Genomic DNA, 18,863 nt, shown 5'->3' on the forward strand with positions numbered 1-18,863 from the left:
ATGACGAATACGGAACAGGAGCGCTGGTCGCGGGTGAAGGGGCGGTTGCGGACGAGCGTCGGCGAGGACGTCTATACGAGCTGGTTCGCCCGGATGGATCTGGAAGGCGTGCAGGACGAGAGCGTGCACCTGTCGGTTCCGACCCGGTTCCTGAAGAGCTGGATCCAGGCGCACTACGCCGATCGCGTGCTCACCTGCTGGCAGGCTGAGATGCCCGAGGTACATCGCATCGACCTCACCGTGCGTTCCGCGATCCGCGCGGTGGCGCCGGTGAAGGAAACCGTCGCGCCGGTCGAAGTGCGCCGCGTCGAACGTACCGACGGCCGCCCCGCGCCCGAACTGCGCTCGGTTGCGACCGCGCCGGTGTCCGCAAGCCATGATGCGCTTGGCGGCTCGCCGCTCGATCCGCGCCTCACCTTCGCGAGCTTCGTCGTCGGCCGCTCCAACACGCTGGCGCACGCCGCCGCGCGCCAGGTCGCGGAAGGACGCCGCGGCGATCCCGTGATGTTCAACCCGCTCTACATCCACGCGGGCGTCGGCCTCGGCAAAACCCATCTCCTGCAGGCGGTGACCTGGGCCGGCAACGCCGGCAGCGAGCGCAAGGTGCTGTACCTCACCGCCGAGAAATTCATGTACGGCTTCGTCGCCGCGCTGAAGACGCAGACGGCGCTGGCCTTCAAGGAGGCGCTGCGCGGCATCGACGTGCTCGTGATCGACGACCTGCAGTTCCTCCAGGGCAAGTCGACCCAGGCCGAGTTCTGCCACACGCTGAACGCGCTGATCGATGCCGGCCGCCAGGTCGTGATCGCGGCCGACCGTCCGCCGTCGGATCTGGAAAGCCTTGACGACCGCGTGCGCTCGCGGCTTGCCGGTGGCCTGGTGGTCGAGATGGCTTCGCTTGGCGAGGAGTTGCGCCTCGGCATCCTCAAGTCGCGCGTCGCCGCGGCCCGCGTGCACCATGCGAGCTTCGACGTGCCGGACGAGGTGCTCGACTATCTGGCGCGCACCATCACCCATAACGGTCGCGATCTCGAAGGCGCGATCAACCGCCTGCTGGCGCACTCCAAGCTCAACAACCAGCCGGTGACGCTGGAGATGGCCGAGCGGGAGGTGCGCGACCTGATCCGCCCGCAGGAACCGAAGCGGATCAAGATCGAGGACATCCAGCGCGTGGTCGCCCGGCAGTACAACGTGAGCCGGTCCGACCTTCTGTCGTCCCGCCGCACCGCCAATGTGGTGCGTCCGCGGCAGGTCGCGATGTATCTGGCGAAGACGCTGACGCTGCGCTCGCTGCCCGAGATCGGCCGGCGCTTCGGCGGCCGCGACCACACTACGGTGCTGCACGCCGTGCGCAAGATTGAGGCACTGGTCGCCAAGGATACGGCGCTCTCCGAAGAGGTCGAATCGCTGAAGCGCCAGCTGCAGGAATAACGCTGCTTCCCGAGCCTCGCCCTCCCGTCTCACGACGGGCGGGCGAGGCTTTTTCTGGCCCAAAACGTGGGGAACGGGCGCCGTTTCCCTTGCGTCGGCCCGCCATCCGCGCCACCTTGCGGTCCCCCCGTGGGTTTGATCAAATCCGACATTGATCCGGCTTTTCGGGTTTCCAACGCCGTGGTGCTGCCGTGAACGGCCGCCCGGCTTTTCCATCTGAGGGATCTGGCGGGTATTGCAATGAAGGTCACCGTCGAGCGCGCGCAACTCCTGAAATCGCTGGGTCACGTTCATCGCGTGGTCGAGCGCCGCAACACCATCCCGATCCTCGGCAACGTGCTGATCCGCGCCGAGGGCGCCAAATTGTCGCTGAAGGCGACCGACCTCGACCTCGAAGTGACGGAGACGCTGGCCGCCGAGACCGGAACCGCCGGCTCGACCACGGTGCCGGCGCACATGTTCTACGACATCGTCCGCAAGCTGCCCGATGGCTCGCAGATCGTGCTGGAAGCCGACGGCGACCGCTCGGTGCTGGCGGTGCGCGCCGGCCGCTCGCGCTTCACGCTGCAGACGCTGCCCGAGAGCGATTTCCCCGATCTCGCCGCCGGCGACATGACGCATTCGTTCTCGCTGCCGGCCTCCGACGTCAAGCGCCTGATCGACCGCACGCAGTTTGCGATCTCGACCGAGGAGACCCGCTACTACCTCAACGGCATCTATCTGCACTCGGCCGGCAGCGCCAAGGCCGCGACCTTGCGCGGCGTCGCGACCGACGGCCACCGTCTGGCGCAGATCGACCTGCCGCAGCCCAAGGGCGCCGCCGGCATGCCCGGCGTGATCGTGCCGCGCAAGACCGTCGGCGAAGTGCAGCGGCTGATCGAGGACGGCGAGGCCGAGATCTCGATCGAGCTGTCGCAGGGCAAGATCCGCTTCACGCTCGGCAATGTGGTGCTGACCTCGAAGCTGATCGACGGCACCTTTCCGGATTACGGCCGCGTCATTCCGCAGAACAACGACAAGGAACTGGTCGTCGACAAGAAGGATTTCGAGGCCGCCGTCGACCGCGTCTCGACCATCTCCAGCGAGCGCGGCCGCGCGGTGAAGCTCTCGCTCTCCTCCGGCAAGCTGGTGCTCTCCGTCACCAACCCGGATTCCGGCAGCGCCACTGAAGAGCTCGAGGTCGAATACGCCTCCGACGCGCTCGATATCGGCTTCAACTCGCGCTATCTGCTCGACATCGCCGCCCAGATCGAGGGCGAGGTGGCGGTGCTGAAGCTCGCCGACCCCGGCTCGCCCACCCTGGTGCAGGACCGCGACAACAAGGGCGCGCTCTACGTGCTGATGCCGATGCGGGTGTGATTCCTCTCTCGTCATGGCCGGGCTTGACCCACGGCTGTCCGGTTTAAATTTGGCCTAGGCTGAGGCTCATCTGGCGGTCGTCTTTGATGATCGGGGGCGGCGGATCGAGGAGACGATCAATCCGCCGCCGGTGCATGAGGTTCTGAGCCACCAGACGTGTGAAGGTCAGGAGATTCTCGACGCTGCTTTGGGCGGTATGGGCCATGCGCAAGAGCAAGAAGGCGATCAATGCGATGGCGATCTGAATGCGGACGGCATTCTCCGACGTGCCGAAGAAGTGCCGGATTTTGAGCGTGTGCTTGATCCAGCGGAAGAACAGCTCGATCTGCCAGCGGCGCTTGTAGAGTTCGGCGATCTCGTCGGCCGGGGCATCGAGGTCGTTGGTCACGATACGCAGGATCTTGCCTGTCTCGGTGCGGACCGTGATCTCGCGCACCGGATCCTTGAACGGGTTTTTGCGGGACTTTGCCTGCCTTGCGGGCAACAGACCGATGCGATCGGAGAGCACGCAGGAGCCTTCAGGCACCTTGTTCTCGGCCGTCACCACCAACGGTGTGTTGACCTTCAGCCGTGTGACCAAGCGGCATCCCGCGTTGTCGAGCTGGGCCCACCAGCCATAGTCATAGTAGCCGAGATCGAAGACATAGGTGGCCCCGGGGCGGATCGGCATGGCCTTGGCGACGGTGATGTCGTTGACGTTGGCGGGCGTCAGCTCGGCGAAACTCGGCCGCTCGCGGTCTGGATTATAGACGATATGCAGCTTGACCCCGTGCACACCGGAACAAAACCGCGCCCACTCGGCGCTCAGGGAGGTCAGCCGAAAGCCCGTGGAATCAACCAGATACACTGCGCCCGCCAGCTTGCCAGCGAGGTCACGCTCGCAGCGGCCCATCAGCTCTGACAACAGCGCGGTAAAGACCGCGCTGGAACGCTTGGCGTTGGCGTCAGCCAGGGTCGAGCGCGACAGCTCTCGCGCTCCGAGATGATAGAGCCGCGTGGCATGGCTCTCGAAAGATGCTTCGATCGCGCGCAAGCTCTGGGCATCAGACAGCTGCGCATACAGCATCGCGACGAACTGGTTCTGCGTGCTGAGACGGCGTACCCGCTTGTTGGCGCGATATCTGTCCACAAGCCGATCCAAAACACTCCACGGCACCAAGTTCAGAATGCCGTGAAATACTGTATTGTGGTGGCGCATGGCGGGGACCTTCCTGGCGTGTCTCGAACATTTGGCGATGCTCAAGACCGCAGAAGAATCCACGCCATGCGCCCTGTCCACCAAATTTAAACCGGACAGCCGTGGGCTTGACCCGGCCATCCATCACACAAGATGACCTATTGGGTGTACATCCTCGCGAGCAAGCCCGGTGGAACCCTTTATGTCGGCGTGACCAACGATCTGATCCGGCACGTCTACGAACATCGCGAAGGTCTAGCAGAGGGCTTTACCAGGAAGTACGGCGTCAAAACACTCGTCTACTTCGAAGCGCACGAGACGATCGCCGCAGCGCTTCAGCGCGAGAAGAACATCAAGCATTGGTCCCGCGAGTGGAAGATTGATCTGATCGTCGCAAGCAATCCCGAGTGGCGCGATCTATATGATGAAATTGTCCGCTGACGCGGACGATGGATTGCCGGGTCAAGCCCGGCAATGACAAGGAACCATGACCCCGTCCCGCATTCATCGCCTGTCGCTGACGCAATTCCGCAATTATCGGGCGGCGACGCTGTCCGCGCGGGGCGACATGGTCGTGCTGGTCGGGCCGAACGGCGCCGGCAAGACCAATTGCCTGGAGGCGATCTCGTTCCTGTCGCCGGGCCGCGGCCTGCGCCGCGCCACGCTGGACGACATCGCCGACAACCAGGGCGACGGCTCCTGGGCGGTGTCGGCGGAAGTCGAAGGCGCGCTGGGGCTCGCGACGCTCGGCACCGGCATCGATGCGCCTGGTGGCGACGCCAGCTCCACCAGCCGGCGCTGCCGGATCGACCGCGAGCCGGTGAGTTCCGCGACCGCTTTCGGCGATCATCTGCGCATCGTGTGGCTGACACCGGCGATGGACGGCCTCTTCATGGGCGCGGCGTCCGAACGGCGGCGCTTTTTCGACCGCCTGGTGCTCGCAATCGATTCCGAGCACTCCGGCCGCGTCTCGGCGCTGGAGCGGTCGCTGCGCTCGCGCAACCGGCTGCTCGAGGTGCGCAACTATGACGACCATTGGTGTGATGCGATCGAACGGGAGACCGCCGAACTTGCGGTCGCGGTTGCCGCATCGCGCGGCCAGGCCGCGGCGAAGCTCGCCGTGATGCTGCGCGAGCGCGGGGCGGCGTCGGCCTTTCCCTCCGCCGAGATCGCGCTCGACGGTTGGATGGAGAATGCGCTGCTGCAGGAGCCTGCGACCGCCGTGGAGGACCGCTACCGCGAGATGCTGCGCGCCAGCCGTCCGCGCGATGCCGCCGCCGGACGCACGCTTGACGGCCCGCATCGGACCGACCTGCAGGTGGTCTACGCACCCAAGAACATGCCGGCGCGCGACGCCTCGACCGGAGAGCAGAAGGCGCTCCTGATCGGACTGGTGCTGGCGCACGCGACGATGGTCGCGGAGATGACCGGCATCGTGCCGCTGCTCCTGCTCGACGAGGTCGTCGCACATCTCGATCCCAACCGGCGCAAGGCGCTGTTCGACGAGCTCGCCAAGCTTGGCGCGCAGGCCTGGATGACCGGCGCCGATCCCGCCGCCTTCGTCGACATCGTCGGCCCGACCGGCGAGATCTTCGACGTCGAGTCCGGCCGCGCCACCCGCCGTGGCTGAGGTCCGGAATCGCTCTCCGTAACGTGCCGAAATCTGCCTCCGAATCGGGCTTTTCAGAGCCTTCGGAATCGGCTTTGGATAGGCTTGAAACAGGGTCAAAAAATCCCATCTATTCAGTAACTTGCGGCTAGAGACTTTGCGCTAGGCGCAATGCTTCTTTCATGGCACAAATAGCGTAATCAGCGCCCCATATTGCGCGCTGATTCGGGACATTCCTCGAAGGCCTCACATGACAGAACCTGCCCGGCAGACCCCTGCCGAATCTGAGCATCCCATTCCGGTCGAATACGGCGCGGAATCGATCCGGGTGCTGAAGGGGCTCGACGCCGTGCGCAAGCGGCCCGGCATGTATATCGGCGACACCGACGACGGTTCCGGCCTGCATCACATGGTCTACGAAGTCGTCGACAACGCGATCGACGAGGCGCTGGCGGGCTATGCGAGCCGCGTCGAGGTCGTCCTCAATGCCGACAACTCCGTCACCGTGCGTGACGACGGCCGCGGCATTCCGGTCGACATCCACAAAGGCGAAGGCGTCTCGGCGGCCGAGGTCATCATGACCCAGCTCCATGCCGGCGGCAAATTCGACCAGAACTCCTACAAGGTTTCCGGAGGTCTGCATGGCGTCGGCGTCTCCGTCGTCAACGCGCTGTCCAGCAAGCTGGGGCTGCGCATCTGGCGCGACGACAAGGAGCACTACATCGAATTCGCGCACGGCGATGCCGTCGCGCCGCTGCGCGTGGTCGGCGACAGCCCGGGCAAGCGCGGCACCGAGGTCACCTTCCTCGCCTCGGTCGAGACCTTCAAGAACATCGAATATGATTTCGCGACGCTCGAGCACCGCCTGCGCGAGCTCGCCTTCCTCAATTCCGGCGTCAACATCGTGCTCTCCGACATGCGCCATGCGGTCGAGAAGCGCGAGGAGATGCACTATTCCGGCGGTGTCGAGGAATTCGTCAAATATCTCGACCGCAACAAGAAGGCGATCGTCCCGGCGCCGATCATGGTGCGTTCGGAAGCCAACGGCATCGGCGTCGAAGCCGCGCTGTGGTGGAACGACAGCTACCACGAGAACGTGCTGTGCTTCACCAACAACATCCCGCAGCGCGACGGCGGCACCCATCTGGCCGGCTTCCGCGGCGCGCTGACGCGCCAGGTCAACGGCTATGCCGACGCCAACGCGAAGAAGGAAAAGATCGCACTGACCGGCGACGATTGCCGCGAAGGCCTCACCGCCGTGCTGTCGGTGAAAGTGCCCGACCCGAAATTCTCGTCGCAGACCAAGGACAAGCTGGTGTCCTCGGAGGTGCGGCCGGTGGTCGAGAACGTCCTGAACGAGGCGCTCGCCGCCTGGTTCGAGGAACATCCGACCGAGGCCAAGGTGATCGTCGGCAAGGTGATCCAGGCCGCCGCGGCCCGTGAGGCCGCGCGCAAGGCGCGCGAATTGACCCGCAAGAGCCCGCTCAGCGTCTCCTCGCTGCCCGGCAAGCTCGCCGACTGCCAGGAGAAGGATCCGGCGAAATCCGAACTGTTCATCGTCGAGGGCGACTCGGCCGGCGGCAGCGCCAAGCAGGGCCGCAATCGCGAGTTCCAGGCGGTGCTGCCGCTGCGCGGCAAGATCCTCAATGTGGAGCGCGTCCGGCCCGACAAGATGCTGTCCTCCGAGCAGATCGGCACGCTGATCACCGCGCTCGGCACCGGCATCAGCGACGATTTCTCGCTCGACAAGCTGCGCTATCACAAGATCATCGTGATGACCGACGCCGACGTCGACGGCGCCCATATCCGCACATTGCTGTTGACCTTCTTCTACCGGCAGATGCGCGACATCATCGACGGCGGCTACCTCTATATCGCCCAGCCGCCGCTCTACAAGGTGACGCGCGGCAAGTCCGAGCAGTACCTGAAGGACGAGCGTGCGCTTGAGGATTATCTGATCTCGACCGGGCTCGACGAATGCGTGTTCAAGCCGGCCTCCGGTGACGACCGCTCTGGCCGCGACCTGTTGTCGCTGATTGAAGACGCCCGCATCATCCGCTCCGTGCTGCGCAATCTGCACAGCCGGTACAATCGCGCGGTGATCGAGCAGGCCGCAATTGCAGGCGTGCTGAATCCCAGGATCACCAGCGACATCGCGACCGCCAAATCGGCCGCTGACTACATTGCCAAGCGGCTGGACGCATTGGCTGAGGAAGTCGAGCGCGGCTGGATCGGCGACTTCATCGAAGGCCAGGGTTTCCAATTCGAGCGCACCATACGCGGCGTCAAGGAAGTGGCGATCATCGACGACGCGTTTCTCGGTTCGGCAGATGCACGGAAGCTCGACGAATACGCCACGAAGCTGCAAGAGGTTTATGTGCGGGCGGGCAAGCTCCGACGCAAGGATGCAGAGCAGGCCATCCACGGCCCGGTCGGCCTGTTCGAGGCCGTGACCGATGCCGCCCGCAAGGGCGTGACGCTGCAGCGTTACAAAGGTCTTGGCGAAATGAACCCGGAGCAGCTCTGGGAAACCACGCTCGACACCGAGGCGCGCTCGCTGCTGCAGGTGAAGGTCAAGGAGGTCGACGAGGCCGACGATATCTTCACCAAACTGATGGGCGACGTGGTAGAACCGCGCCGCGAGTTCATCCAGGACAACTCGCTGAGCGCCAACATCGACATCTGAGGGGCCTGTTTCCGCGTGCCGCCGATTCAATACATTGTAGAGGGCGGCCGCCGGCTCTCCGGCACCATCGAGCCGTCCGGGAACAAGAATTCCGCACTGCCGATCATCGCCGCGGCACTGCTCACCGAGCACCCGGTCACGCTGACCAACGTCCCGCGCATCCGCGACACCGAAACGCTGGTCGAGCTGTGCCGCTCGGTCGGCGCCGCCGCCGAATGGACCGAGCGCAATACGCTCCAGATTCACGCCAGGGAGATCCGCGCGGCCGACCTCGATCCGGGGCTGTGCGCGCGGATTCGCGCCTCGATCCTGCTCGCGGGCCCCCTGCTCGCCCGCTGCGGCGAGGTGGCGCTGCCGCCGCCTGGCGGCGACGTGATCGGCCGCCGCCGCCTCGACACGCATTTCCTCGCCTTCGAACAGCTCGGCGCCACCGTCACCGCGACGCACCGGCTCGAGTTCCGCGCCTCGCGCCTGAAGGGCGCCGATGTGTTCCTCGACGAGCCCAGCGTCACCGCCACGGAAAACGCGCTGGTGGCCGCCGTGGCTGCCCGCGGCACCACCTATCTGCGCAACGCGGCCTCCGAGCCTCATGTGCAGGACCTCGCGCACTTCCTGGTCGCGCTTGGCGCCAAGATCGAGGGCATCGGCACCAACACCATCATCGTGCACGGGCCGGCGACGCTGGGCGGCGCGACCTATGCGATCCAGCCCGACCACATCGAGGTGGGATCGCTGATCGGGCTCGCCGCAGTGACGCGATCGCCGCTGCGCATCGCGCGCGCCGGCGTCGAGCACCTGCGCTCGATCCGGATGGGCTTCGAGCGGCTCGGCATCGTCTGCGGCGTCGAAGGCGACGACCTCATCGTGCCGTCCGGCCAGACCATGAAGATCAAGGACGATTTCGGCGGCCATGTGCCGAAGCTCGAGGACCAGCCCTGGCCGGCCTTCCCGGCGGACCTGATGTCGATCGCGATCGTCACCGCGACGCAGTGCGACGGCGTCGTCCTGATGCACGAGAAGATGTTCGAATCCCGGATGTTCTTCATCGACATGCTGATCGCGATGGGTGGGCGGATCGTGCTGTGCGACCCGCATCGCGCGATTGTCGCCGGCCCGAGCCGGCTGCGCGGCGCGCCGATCACCTCGCCCGACATCCGCGCCGGCATGGCCATGCTGCTCGCCGCTGTCTGCGCCGAAGGGACATCGACCATCAACAACGCCGTACAGATCGAGCGCGGCTACGAGCGGATCGAGGAGCGGCTGAACGCGCTCGGCGCCAGGATCAAGCGGATTCCAGCGCGAACGTGACCTCCTGCGGCAGCCTGGCCATCCTTTTGGCCCGCTTGCCGTGCTAAGCGTTCCGCCATGACCTGCATCGAGAAAATCGAACCGGCCGCGCCGCACGCGGCCGTTGCCATCTCTCGCAATCAGCTTGCGGCCGAGCTCTCGGAAACGCTGAAGCTGGCGGTGCCGCTTGCGCTGACGCAGCTTGGCCAGATCGCGATGATGTCGACCGATCTCGCCTTCATCGGACGTCTGGGCAGCGAGGCCGTGGCGGCCGCCGCGCTGGCGCACACGGTGTTCTTCGTCAGCTTCACCTTCGGCATGGGGCTGGTCTCGGCCGTCTCCCCATTGGCGGCGCAGGCGTTCGGGGCCCGCGACCCGCATGTGATGCGGCGCGCGCTGCGCGTCGGCCTGTGGGCGGCGCTGTTCACGGCGCTGCCGCTGATGGCCCTGCCGTTCCACGGCGAAAGCATCCTGCTCGCGCTCGGCCAGGCACCGGCGGCCGCGCATCTGGCCCAGCAATATCTGTTCGGGCTCGCCTGGGGCATCCTGCCGGCGCTGTGGTTCATCGCACTCCGCGGCTTCATGAGCGCGGTGAACCGGCCGGAGCCGGTGCTGTGGATCACGCTGGCCGCGATCCCGGCCAACGCGCTGCTGGTCTATCTGCTGCTCTACGGCAAATGGGGCATGCCCGAATTCGGCCTGTTCGGCGCTGGACTGGCCACGACCACCGTCAACCTGGGCATGTTCCTCGCCGGCGTCTGGTTTGCCGCGCGTCGCCGCCCGTTCCGAAAATATTACGTCTTCAGCCGCATCTGGCGGATCGACTGGCCGCTGATGGGCAAGCTGGTGGCGATCGGCACGCCGATCTCGCTGGCGTTCCTGCTGGAATACGGCATGTTCGGCGCCGCCGGCCTCTTGATGGGCCTGATCAGCACCACCGCGCTTGCGGCGCACCAGATCGCGTTGCAGATCGCCGCGATCCTGTTCATGGTGCCGTTCGGCGTCGGCATGGCGGCAACGGTGCGGGTCGGCCACGCGGTCGGCCGCCGTGACCCGGACGGATTGCGGCGCGCCGGCTATGTCGCGGTCGCGCTCAGCGGCACCTTCATGAGCATCATGACGCTGGCGGTGATCCTGGCGCGCTTCGAGATCGCGACGATTTTCCTCGGCGAGGCCACCGATACCACAGCCCAGCTCACCGCGATGCTGCTCCTGATCGGCGCGACCTTCTTCATCGCCGACGGGGTCCAGACCACCACCGCCGGCGCGCTGCGCGGCATGAACGACACCCAGCTGCCGCTCCTGTTCGCCACCATCAGCTATTGGCTGGTCGGATTCGCGTCGGCCTACGCCCTCGCGTTCTGGACAACGCTCGGCGCAGCTGGTGTCTGGATCGGGCTGTCGCTCGGGACCGCTGTTTATGCGACCCTCCTCATCTTGCGCTTCCGCCTGCTGGCACACAGACTGGCCAAAGAGACTAGCGCGTGACCTTGTCGGTCGATCTCTTCTCGTTCCGCAGCCCTTACAGCTATCTGGCGCTGCCGAAGACGCTGAAGATGGTCGCCGACTACGACGTCGCGGTGAACCTGTGGCCGGTCTATCCGCTCGCGGTGCAAAGCATGACCCGAGGTCATTGCGCGATTTTCTCCTGGGTGTCCTCGCTTGCGCACCAATTGCCATGACAGCGTTTGAGGTCGGTCAGGTTCTGCCGCATCTGTTCGAGCGAGAAGCCGAGCGCAAAAAACCGCTCCGCGGCGTCGACCGGCAGGCCGCGGATCATGCCATCCTTGCGCAGCGCGGCGACCTCGGCACTGTAGGCCTGAAGCGCCGCCTCGACCGGCGCCATGTCGGCAGAGCCGCGGCCGGCGCGTAAGGAGGTCGCGACCGCCTTCATGTAGGTGACGATCGCGTTGCTCACATCCGACAATGGCCGCGCCAGCCGCGCCTGGATTTCCGCCGGCAGCGGCACGACGCTGGCGCGCCCGATCATCACGACGTCATGCCGCAGCCGCTGGATCGTCCGCAGCAGCGGCCCGGTGTCCGGCCCCGACGACAGATGCATGGAGCGCTCGCGCTCGGCCTCCAGGCCGGTCGCCTGCAGATTGGTCACCGCGATACCGATACCGTCCTGGATCCGGTGCAAGGCGTCATTGTCGAGACCGCGCGTCAGGCCGGCGAGCAGCTCGGCGAACGCCGCCGAGAGCAGCTCCAGCAGCTTCGACGCATTGACCCGGATCTGGCTGACCGCGCGCGACGGCAGCACCAGGAACGAGATCGCAAGCCCGGTGAGCGCCCCGACCGTGACCTCCAGGACGCGGTCGATCGCGGAGTCCAGCGGATTGGACTGATGCATCGTCGGCAGCAGCAGCACGATCACGGCCGTCACCGTCGCCGAGTTCAGGCTGGGATTGAGCGAGGCGATGAAGGCGAGCGGCACGATCGCCAGCACCAGCAGCGCCAGCAGGCCGCCTTCACCGGAATGCGGGATCAGCACCGCGATCGCGCCGCCATAGATGGCGCCGCCGATGGTGCCGAGCATGTAGTCGCGGGTTGCCTTCAGCGAGCGGCCGACGCTCATCTGGGTGACGATCAGCGAGGTCAGCACCGCCCATAACGGCAGCATCAGATGCAGCGCCACCGCGATGGCATAGGCCGCCACTCCTGAGGCCGCGATCCGGACCGCCAGCGCCAACTGCGTCTTGCCGGCCCAAAGCCGGTCGAACATGCGTTTTGCGAAGGCCCTCATGCACCGCGATCCGGAATCAATGCCAATGGTCGTGTTAAGTGACTTCCAGCATGGCTGCCGCCCACGGCGGCACGGCGGCTTGAAAGGCCTGTCAGCCCCGCCTACCCTGCACCGCAAGATTGAGGAAACACGATGGCCCACGAAACCGCAACGCTCGCCGCCTATGTCGCCGACCTGAAATATTCCGACATCCCCCCGGAGGTGCTCGAGCGCGCCAAGGTGCTGACGCTGGATTTCCTGGGCAGCACCATCCGCGCCCGCCGCGATGCGGAATCGACGCCGTCGCTGATGAAGATGCTGGAAGCGCTGGCGCTGGACGGCAAGGGCGAGGCCACCGTGTTCGGCGACACCAAGACCTGGACCCCGGCGGTCGCGGCTTTGCTCAACGGCGCGCTCGGCCATTCGCTCGACTTCGACGACACCCATGCCGATTCCTCGCTGCATCCGAGCGCGCCCGTGGTGCCTGCCGCGTTTGCGGTCGGCGAGATGGTCGGCGCCTCCGGCCGCGACGTGCTGACCGCGATCGTCGCGGGCTATGAGGTGTGCTGCCGGCTTGGCAACGCACTCGACCCGACCTCGCATTACGCCCGCGGCTTCCACCCGACCGCGACCGCCGGCACCTATGGCGCCGCCGCGGCCGCCGCAAAACTGTTCGGCCTGTCGAAGGCGCAGATCGTCTCGGCATTCGGCGTGTCCGGCAGCCAGGCCGCGGGCTCGCTCCAGTTCCTGGTCAACGGCGCCTGGAACAAGCGCTACCAGGTCGGGGCCGCCGCGATGAACGGCGTGATCGCTGCCACGCTCGCCCGTAACGACTTCGTCGGCTCGACCGACTCGGTCGAGGGCAAGCATGGCCTCCTGGTCGGCTACAGCGACGACGCGCATCCGGACAAGGCGGTCGCCGGCCTCGGCAGCAGCTACGAGACCATGAAGATCGGCGTGAAACCCTATCCGAGCTGCCGCTACACCCATGCCGCGATCGACGCGCTGATCGCGATGCGGCGCGAGCACAATCTGACGCCGGACCAGATCAGGAAGGTCGAGATCGGCCTGCACCGCAACGGCATCACGCTGACCGGCGACGCCGCCACCAAGCGGCACCCGACCTCGATCGTCGGCGGCCAGTTCTCGATGTTCTTCACCGGCGCCATCGCGCTCGACCAAGGCAGCTTCGGCTGGGACGACTACGACCGGCTCGGCGACAAGGCGATCGACGCGCTCGCCGACAAGTTCGACGTTGTGCAGGACGACCGCCTCGAGATCGGCCGCACCCACCCGTTCGGCGCCCGCGTCTCGATCACCACCGACGACGGCACCCATGAGCGCCTCTACGCCGATCCGTCCGGTGAGCCGACCTCGTTCCCCGACGCGCAGGCGATGCAGCAGAAGTTTTTGACGCTGGCCCGCCCGGTGCTCGACAAGCGCGCCGAGCAACTCGCCGATGCGATCCTGACGCTGGAGCGGTTCGACCGCGTGGAGGAGGCGACGCAGCTCGGGCGGCAGTAACACATCCGCTGCCAGGGCGAAGGTCGGAACGACACCGGAGCAGGCCCTTGGTTGAAGATGTCAAACAGCGCGGCGTCATCACCCGCGAATGCGGGTGATCCGGTATTCCAGAGACGCCGCTGCTTGAGCCGAGAGGCCGCGGTGCACCGGATGCCCCGCCTGCGCGGGGCATGACAACGGACAAGATGTGCGTTCGTGTTCTCGCGGCGCGTTGCGTCCGAGGTTTTCGTCAATCTTCGCCCTCTCCTCAAACAGAGGGCGCAGGGAAAGCCGGGTGCCGATCGCACCCATGGGTCCGGTGCAACAAAAAAAGCACCGGCGGTAGGACCACAGGTGAAACCGGAGCAATCCCGGCTTTCCCTGCGCGATGGCCTTACAGCTTATACGTGCTCTCCCCGGCGAGACTGGGCTTTTTTGTCACCGTCATCAGCAAGACGCATCGCATCTTGCGAAGAGACACCTGCCACTAGGTGTGAGCTTTCAGGAGGTTGTCCATCTGGTCTGAACCGAGGAAGCTGAGGCTGCGACGCTTCAGGGTTCCCCGGAGAGACCAGATGAACATCCACAAGAATGCGCCTTTGACGCCAAAAGGTCGAGCGGCGATGGCGCGGAGCGTGATCGAGAGCGGCCTGACGAAGGCCGCCGCCGCGCGCCAATTCAATGTTACGGCGAAGACAGTCGCCAAATGGGTCAAGCGCTTCCGCGCAGAAGGCGTCGATGGTTTGCAGGATCGGTCCTCACGGCCGCATTCCTTGCCAAGCCAAACCCCGGCCGCCACATGCGCCGCTGTCGAGACGTTCCGCCGGCAGCGCCACACCGGCAAGCAGATCGCGCGCGAGGTCGGGGTCTCAGCAGCAACCGTCAGCCGGATCCTGCGCCGGCTCGGTTTGAACCGGCTGGCTGCGCTGGAGCCGGCTGAGCCGATCCGGCGCTATGAGCGCCAGCATCCTGGTGAGCTGATCCACATCGACATCAAAAAGCTCGGCAAGTTCAATCGGATCGGCCATCGGATCACCGGCGATCGACGTGGGGCGAGCAACCTGCGTTCTCGCCGTCAAGGACCAGGTTGGGAATACGTCCATGTTTGCATCGACGATGCGTCGCGGATCGCCTTCAGCCAGGTCATGAAGAACGCGCGAAAGGGCTGTGCCGTCGCCTTCCTCAAGGCGGCGGTGGCCTACTACGTGAGCCTGGGCGTGAAGGTCGAGCGCGTCATGACCGACAACGGCGCGTGCTACAAATCCGCCGCCTTCCGAAAGGCATGTCAGCGCCTCGGCCTCAAGCACATCCGCACCAAGCCCTATACGCCCAAAACCAATGGCAAGGCCGAACGCTTCATTCAGACCAGCCTGCGAGAATGGGCCTACGCGCAGGCCTACAACACCTCAACAGAAAGAGCCGCGGAGCTGCCACGATGGCTTCACCGCTACAACTGGCATCGTCCTCATGGCAGTATCGGCTCAAAGCCGCCGATCAGCAGGCTCGGATTAACCGGGAACAACCTCTTGAGGCTCCACAACTAGGGCGTCAGGCCTGCACGACTTCACCGTCCGCCTTGCGTATGCTCGTCAGTCACACGCTCGGCGTCCACCGCATCCCACCCAACACTCGTGACGATCGCGAAGCGCCCCTCAGGCGGGTGAGATGGCGCGCATTAGACCGCTGAGTTGGGTGAATCGCGAAGCGGAAATTTGCCCGTCGAGTTAATTTGTCGCAGGCGGTGCGTTCAATCCTGTCCCGCGAGCTTCGCCTTGCCGGACGTCGCGGCGATGACGTCGCAAACGAGGTCGAACACGCCGTCCGCCTCTGGCGGTGCATTCGGCGAGCGGCCGAGACGAACGATGACGAGGCGCTCGGACGGCACGATGATCACATACTGCCCAATCGTGCCCTTCGCGAAGAAGGCGTCGCGCGGCCAGCCGTGCGCGACGCGATAGGAGGCGCCGAAGCTGTCGCCGCGATCGGTCCAGAAGCCGGCGCCATAGCCGACCCATGCATTCGGCGTCGGCGACGCGGAGTATTTCGCCCAGCCTTCGGGCAGGATGCGCTTGCCGCCGGCCATCCCGTCGTTGAGATAGAGCTGGCCGAAGCGCGCCCAGTCGCGCGCGCTGGCGAGCATCTGGCTCGATCCTTCCGGCGTCCCCGCACTGTCGAACTCGAGAACCACGTTGCGCATGCCGAGCGGGCCGAACAGCTCGCGGCGCGCAAAGCGCATGACATCGGCAGCATGGCCGCCGGCCGCGTTGCGGATCAGATGCGAGAGAATAATGAAATTGCCGTCGTGATAATTCCAGACTTGCCCCGGCGCGCTCTCCAGTGGAATGCTCTCGGCATAACGGGCCATGTCCGATTCCATGAACTTCATCCGGTTGACCGGCTCGAGCGCCGATGCCAGCGAGGCCTGCAACGAGCTGCCGAGCGCGAGCCCCGCGGTGTGGCGCAAAAGCTGATCAACCGTGATCGCATGCCGGGGATCATCCGGATTTCGCCAGGCCGCGATCGGCCCCGGCTGATCGAGCGCCAGCTTGCCGTCGCGCACCAGGATTCCTGTTAGCGCCGAGATCACCGACTTGGTTGCGGAGAAGCCGAGCAGCGGCGTATCGATGCCGATGCCGTCAGCGTAGCGCTCGGCGACGATGCGGCCGTCCTTCATCACGACGATCGCGCGGGTGTGGCGGAACGGCGGCTCGGTGGGCTCAACGAAGGCACGGTCCAGCGCGGCCGCAAGCTGCGGGCTCTGCGGCGCGACGACCGCAGGCCCGGCGATCTCGGGCAGCGATGCGGCCAGCGGCGTCTCCCGCGACAGCGGGCCGTCGGCGAACGCATGGCCATGATCGAGGGTGCAGCCGAGCCCTTCGCGATAGACTGCATGGCTGCGGCCGAGGCCGAACAGCGTCACGGTGACATCCTTGCTGACGCGGTCGACCTGGTGGTCCATCGCCCAGGTGATCAGGCTCGACCCCGGAATCGCCTCCGTGGTCTCGGAGAAAATCCGCGCCGGCTCGAGCCCGGTCACGAAGGTTTCGGAACAGAGGACGTTGGCGACAAATCCGGTCGCGACATCGGGCACGTCGCGGGCGCGCGCGGCGGAGAAGACCAGCGCACCGAGCGCGGTGGTGGCGGCAAGGATGAGAACGAGCTTTCGACGGGTCACGGTGATCCTATGGCATGGCGCAATGGGCGCGTGGCCGGGATCAGGCAGCAGTGGTCGCGGACGCGCTCGCCGGATTTGGAAATCAGGCTGGCCGGAAGTTGGAGGCGGCTGGCTGATTCTGAAATTATTCAGTGATTACAACGGATTTCGCCGCGTACTCGCTTCACCTCTCCCGCTTGCGGGGGAGGGAGAAGAGGTCCCGGTCACACCGCATTCAACTTCAGCCGCCGGTACTCCGTCGGCGTCACACCGGTGGTCGCCTTGAAGGCGCGGTTGAAGGGGCCGAGCGACTTGAAGCCGGCGTCCATGGCGATGGTGATGACGGGGACTTCGGCCTGCGCCGGATCGGCGAGCGCGGCCTTGGCTTCCTCGATCCGGTGGTTGTTGAGGAAGACGTTGAAGTTGCGATAGCCGAGCCGCTGGTTGATCAGACGCCGCAGGCGATACTCCGGGATCTTCAGCCGGCTCGCCAACGTGCCGATGGTGATGTTGTCCTGGCGGTAGATGCGCTCGTCCGCCATCAGCCGCATCAGGGCGTCGACCAGCTTCTGGTCGGCCGCGTCCTCCACCGCAGCCGGCGGCGCGTTGGCTGTGACCGCCTCCACCGCTGCGGCAAACAGATCGGCAGCATCGACGCGCATCATTGCGTAAGCGATCGCCGCCACGATACCCGCCAGCACGGCGGCGTTGATCGCGTTGGCCCAGTCCGCGGCGACACCGCTGCCGGCGATCGCGATCTGCAACAGCGCGTTCAGCCCACCATAAAGCGCCGCGGCCGCGACGATGAAGACACGCACGCGGCGCCGACGCTCGACGAGGTCTGCCGACCACGACGCAAACGTCTGCACCACCGCCAGCGCAATGAAGCCGAGCACGATGAGATTGATCGTAACGATCGCGGCCGGCGCATGACCGCCGGGCGCGATCCAGAGGCAGTTGACCAGACTGAACGCCGACACCGCCGCCCAGATCAGGCCGTGCCAGGGGCGCAGGGTGAACGCGTCATCGAACAGCGCCCGCGTGAGCAGCCAGAACACCACGATATTGCCGGTCGACAGCGCGATCAGCGGGGCATGCCAGGCCGAGATCTGCGATGGCGCGGCACCGATCGAAGCGGTGACCGCATGCGCCGCCGAGCCGAGCGCAAAGCCGATGGCGAGCCGCCCGGCAAGGACTTTTCGGAAATCCGAGAATAGCAAGGCCGCAAGCACCAGGAGCAGCGCCACGGTGGCGCTGCGCAGGCAGAGTTCAAATGCGGCCAACGTCATTGGTCGAGGCGATCTCCAGGGATGAGCCGAACAATCGTCGCTCAGGCGGGGTTTTTCAAGCCGGACCGCGGCGCCACCGTCCGCGCGTCGTCACCCAGATGTCGACGACATCCCCTTCGAGCTCGCCCGGCCCCTCGCCCACGGCGCCGAGCCGCCGCGCCACGGCCTGCGAGGCGGCGTTGACCGGATCGATGCAATGGATGATGCGGTCGATCGTGAAACTGGCGAACACCCAGTCGATCGCGGCGCGCGCCGCTTCCACGGCATAGCCCTGGCCCCGATACTCCTTGGCGATGCCCCAGCCGACCTCGAAGCCCGGCCAGCCCGGTGGATAGTAAGGGCCGACGCGGCCGATGTAGCGGGCGGAGGACTTTTCCTCGACCGCGAACATGCCGAAACCATGCAGCGCCCAGTGCCCGGCAATCACGGCCGCGTTACGCCAGCCATTGGTTTCCGACGTCACCGGCTTGTGGTTCGGCGTGATGAAGCGCGCCGTTTCGGGATCGTAGAGCATCCGCGTATTCGCCGCGATGTCGGACGCACGCCACGGCCGCAGGATCAGGCGCGCGGTCTCGATCATGGGACCATCGACCTGCAGCAGCTTCGCACCGGGCTTGAACAGAGAAACCATCGCTCACCCCAG

General features: G+C 65.8%; 14 protein-coding genes and 1 pseudogene. 10 read left to right on the forward strand and 5 right to left on the reverse strand.

Translation table 11 applies throughout. The annotated features are described in order from the left end of the window. Both dnaA and dnaN read left to right on the forward strand, forming a co-directional pair. On the forward strand, window positions 1-1,431 hold the full coding sequence (dnaA, locus tag MTX23_RS00005; protein WP_280974603.1) for a chromosomal replication initiator protein DnaA: 1,431 nt from the start codon (window positions 1-3) through the stop codon (window positions 1,429-1,431). Between the two features lie 240 nt (window positions 1,432-1,671). Continuing rightward, entirely contained in the window at window positions 1,672-2,790 is a 1,119-nt protein-coding gene (gene dnaN, locus MTX23_RS00010) for a DNA polymerase III subunit beta (protein WP_280974604.1), read from the forward strand. A 43-nt stretch (window positions 2,791-2,833) separates the two neighbouring features. Here dnaN and MTX23_RS00015 read toward each other — a convergent pair whose 3' ends face one another. Further along, the gene (locus MTX23_RS00015; protein ID WP_280972038.1) at window positions 2,834-3,988 is read right to left on the reverse strand and encodes an IS4 family transposase; all 1,155 of its coding nucleotides are present in this window, start codon (window positions 3,986-3,988) and stop codon (window positions 2,834-2,836) included. Between the two features lie 132 nt (window positions 3,989-4,120). Here MTX23_RS00015 and MTX23_RS00020 point away from each other — a divergent pair, with 132 nt between their 5' ends. The 6 genes and pseudogenes from MTX23_RS00020 to MTX23_RS00045 form a co-directional block, all read left to right on the forward strand. Then, window positions 4,121-4,408, forward strand: a complete 288-nt coding sequence (locus MTX23_RS00020) for a GIY-YIG nuclease family protein (protein WP_280974606.1) — start codon at window positions 4,121-4,123, stop codon at window positions 4,406-4,408. 46 nt (window positions 4,409-4,454) lie between these two features. Then, entirely contained in the window at window positions 4,455-5,597 is a 1,143-nt protein-coding gene (recF, locus tag MTX23_RS00025) for a DNA replication/repair protein RecF (protein ID WP_280974608.1), read from the forward strand. 229 nt (window positions 5,598-5,826) lie between these two features. Further along, on the forward strand, window positions 5,827-8,262 hold the full coding sequence (gene gyrB, locus MTX23_RS00030) for a DNA topoisomerase (ATP-hydrolyzing) subunit B (RefSeq protein ID WP_280974609.1): 2,436 nt from the start codon (window positions 5,827-5,829) through the stop codon (window positions 8,260-8,262). A gap of 15 nt (window positions 8,263-8,277) precedes the next feature. Further along, window positions 8,278-9,570, forward strand: a complete 1,293-nt coding sequence (gene murA, locus MTX23_RS00035) for a UDP-N-acetylglucosamine 1-carboxyvinyltransferase (RefSeq protein ID WP_280974610.1) — start codon at window positions 8,278-8,280, stop codon at window positions 9,568-9,570. A gap of 57 nt (window positions 9,571-9,627) precedes the next feature. Then, the gene (locus MTX23_RS00040; RefSeq protein ID WP_280974611.1) at window positions 9,628-11,037 is read left to right on the forward strand and encodes an MATE family efflux transporter; all 1,410 of its coding nucleotides are present in this window, start codon (window positions 9,628-9,630) and stop codon (window positions 11,035-11,037) included. Next, window positions 11,034-11,165: pseudogene (locus MTX23_RS00045) on the forward strand (2-hydroxychromene-2-carboxylate isomerase); the annotation flags it as partial. The gene MTX23_RS00040 and the pseudogene MTX23_RS00045, both read left to right, overlap by 4 nt. A gap of 14 nt (window positions 11,166-11,179) precedes the next feature. Here the strand turns inward: MTX23_RS00045 and MTX23_RS00050 are convergent. Next, the gene (locus MTX23_RS00050) at window positions 11,180-12,295 is read right to left on the reverse strand and encodes an FUSC family protein (protein WP_280974612.1); all 1,116 of its coding nucleotides are present in this window, start codon (window positions 12,293-12,295) and stop codon (window positions 11,180-11,182) included. A gap of 132 nt (window positions 12,296-12,427) precedes the next feature. On the opposite strand from MTX23_RS00050, the gene MTX23_RS00055 reads away from it, so the two are divergent. Further along, on the forward strand, window positions 12,428-13,798 hold the full coding sequence (locus MTX23_RS00055; protein WP_280974613.1) for an MmgE/PrpD family protein: 1,371 nt from the start codon (window positions 12,428-12,430) through the stop codon (window positions 13,796-13,798). Between the two features lie 554 nt (window positions 13,799-14,352). Next, on the forward strand, window positions 14,353-15,321 hold the full coding sequence (locus MTX23_RS00060) for an IS481 family transposase (RefSeq protein WP_280972290.1): 969 nt from the start codon (window positions 14,353-14,355) through the stop codon (window positions 15,319-15,321). A gap of 203 nt (window positions 15,322-15,524) precedes the next feature. Here MTX23_RS00060 and MTX23_RS00065 read toward each other — a convergent pair whose 3' ends face one another. From MTX23_RS00065 to MTX23_RS00075, 3 genes are all read right to left on the reverse strand, one after another. Next, a complete protein-coding gene (locus MTX23_RS00065; protein WP_280974614.1) occupies window positions 15,525-16,952 on the reverse strand; it encodes a serine hydrolase in 1,428 nt (475 codons plus the stop codon). 203 nt (window positions 16,953-17,155) lie between these two features. Continuing rightward, the gene (locus MTX23_RS00070) at window positions 17,156-18,220 is read right to left on the reverse strand and encodes a helix-turn-helix domain-containing protein (protein WP_280974616.1); all 1,065 of its coding nucleotides are present in this window, start codon (window positions 18,218-18,220) and stop codon (window positions 17,156-17,158) included. A gap of 55 nt (window positions 18,221-18,275) precedes the next feature. Continuing rightward, window positions 18,276-18,851: a GNAT family N-acetyltransferase gene (locus MTX23_RS00075; RefSeq protein ID WP_280974617.1), complete on the reverse strand. Its 576-nt coding sequence runs from the start codon at window positions 18,849-18,851 to the stop codon at window positions 18,276-18,278. Window positions 18,852-18,863: the final 12 nt, after the last annotated feature.

This window comes from Bradyrhizobium sp. ISRA436 (genome assembly GCF_029910015.1).
Lineage (GTDB): Bacteria > Pseudomonadota > Alphaproteobacteria > Rhizobiales > Xanthobacteraceae > Bradyrhizobium.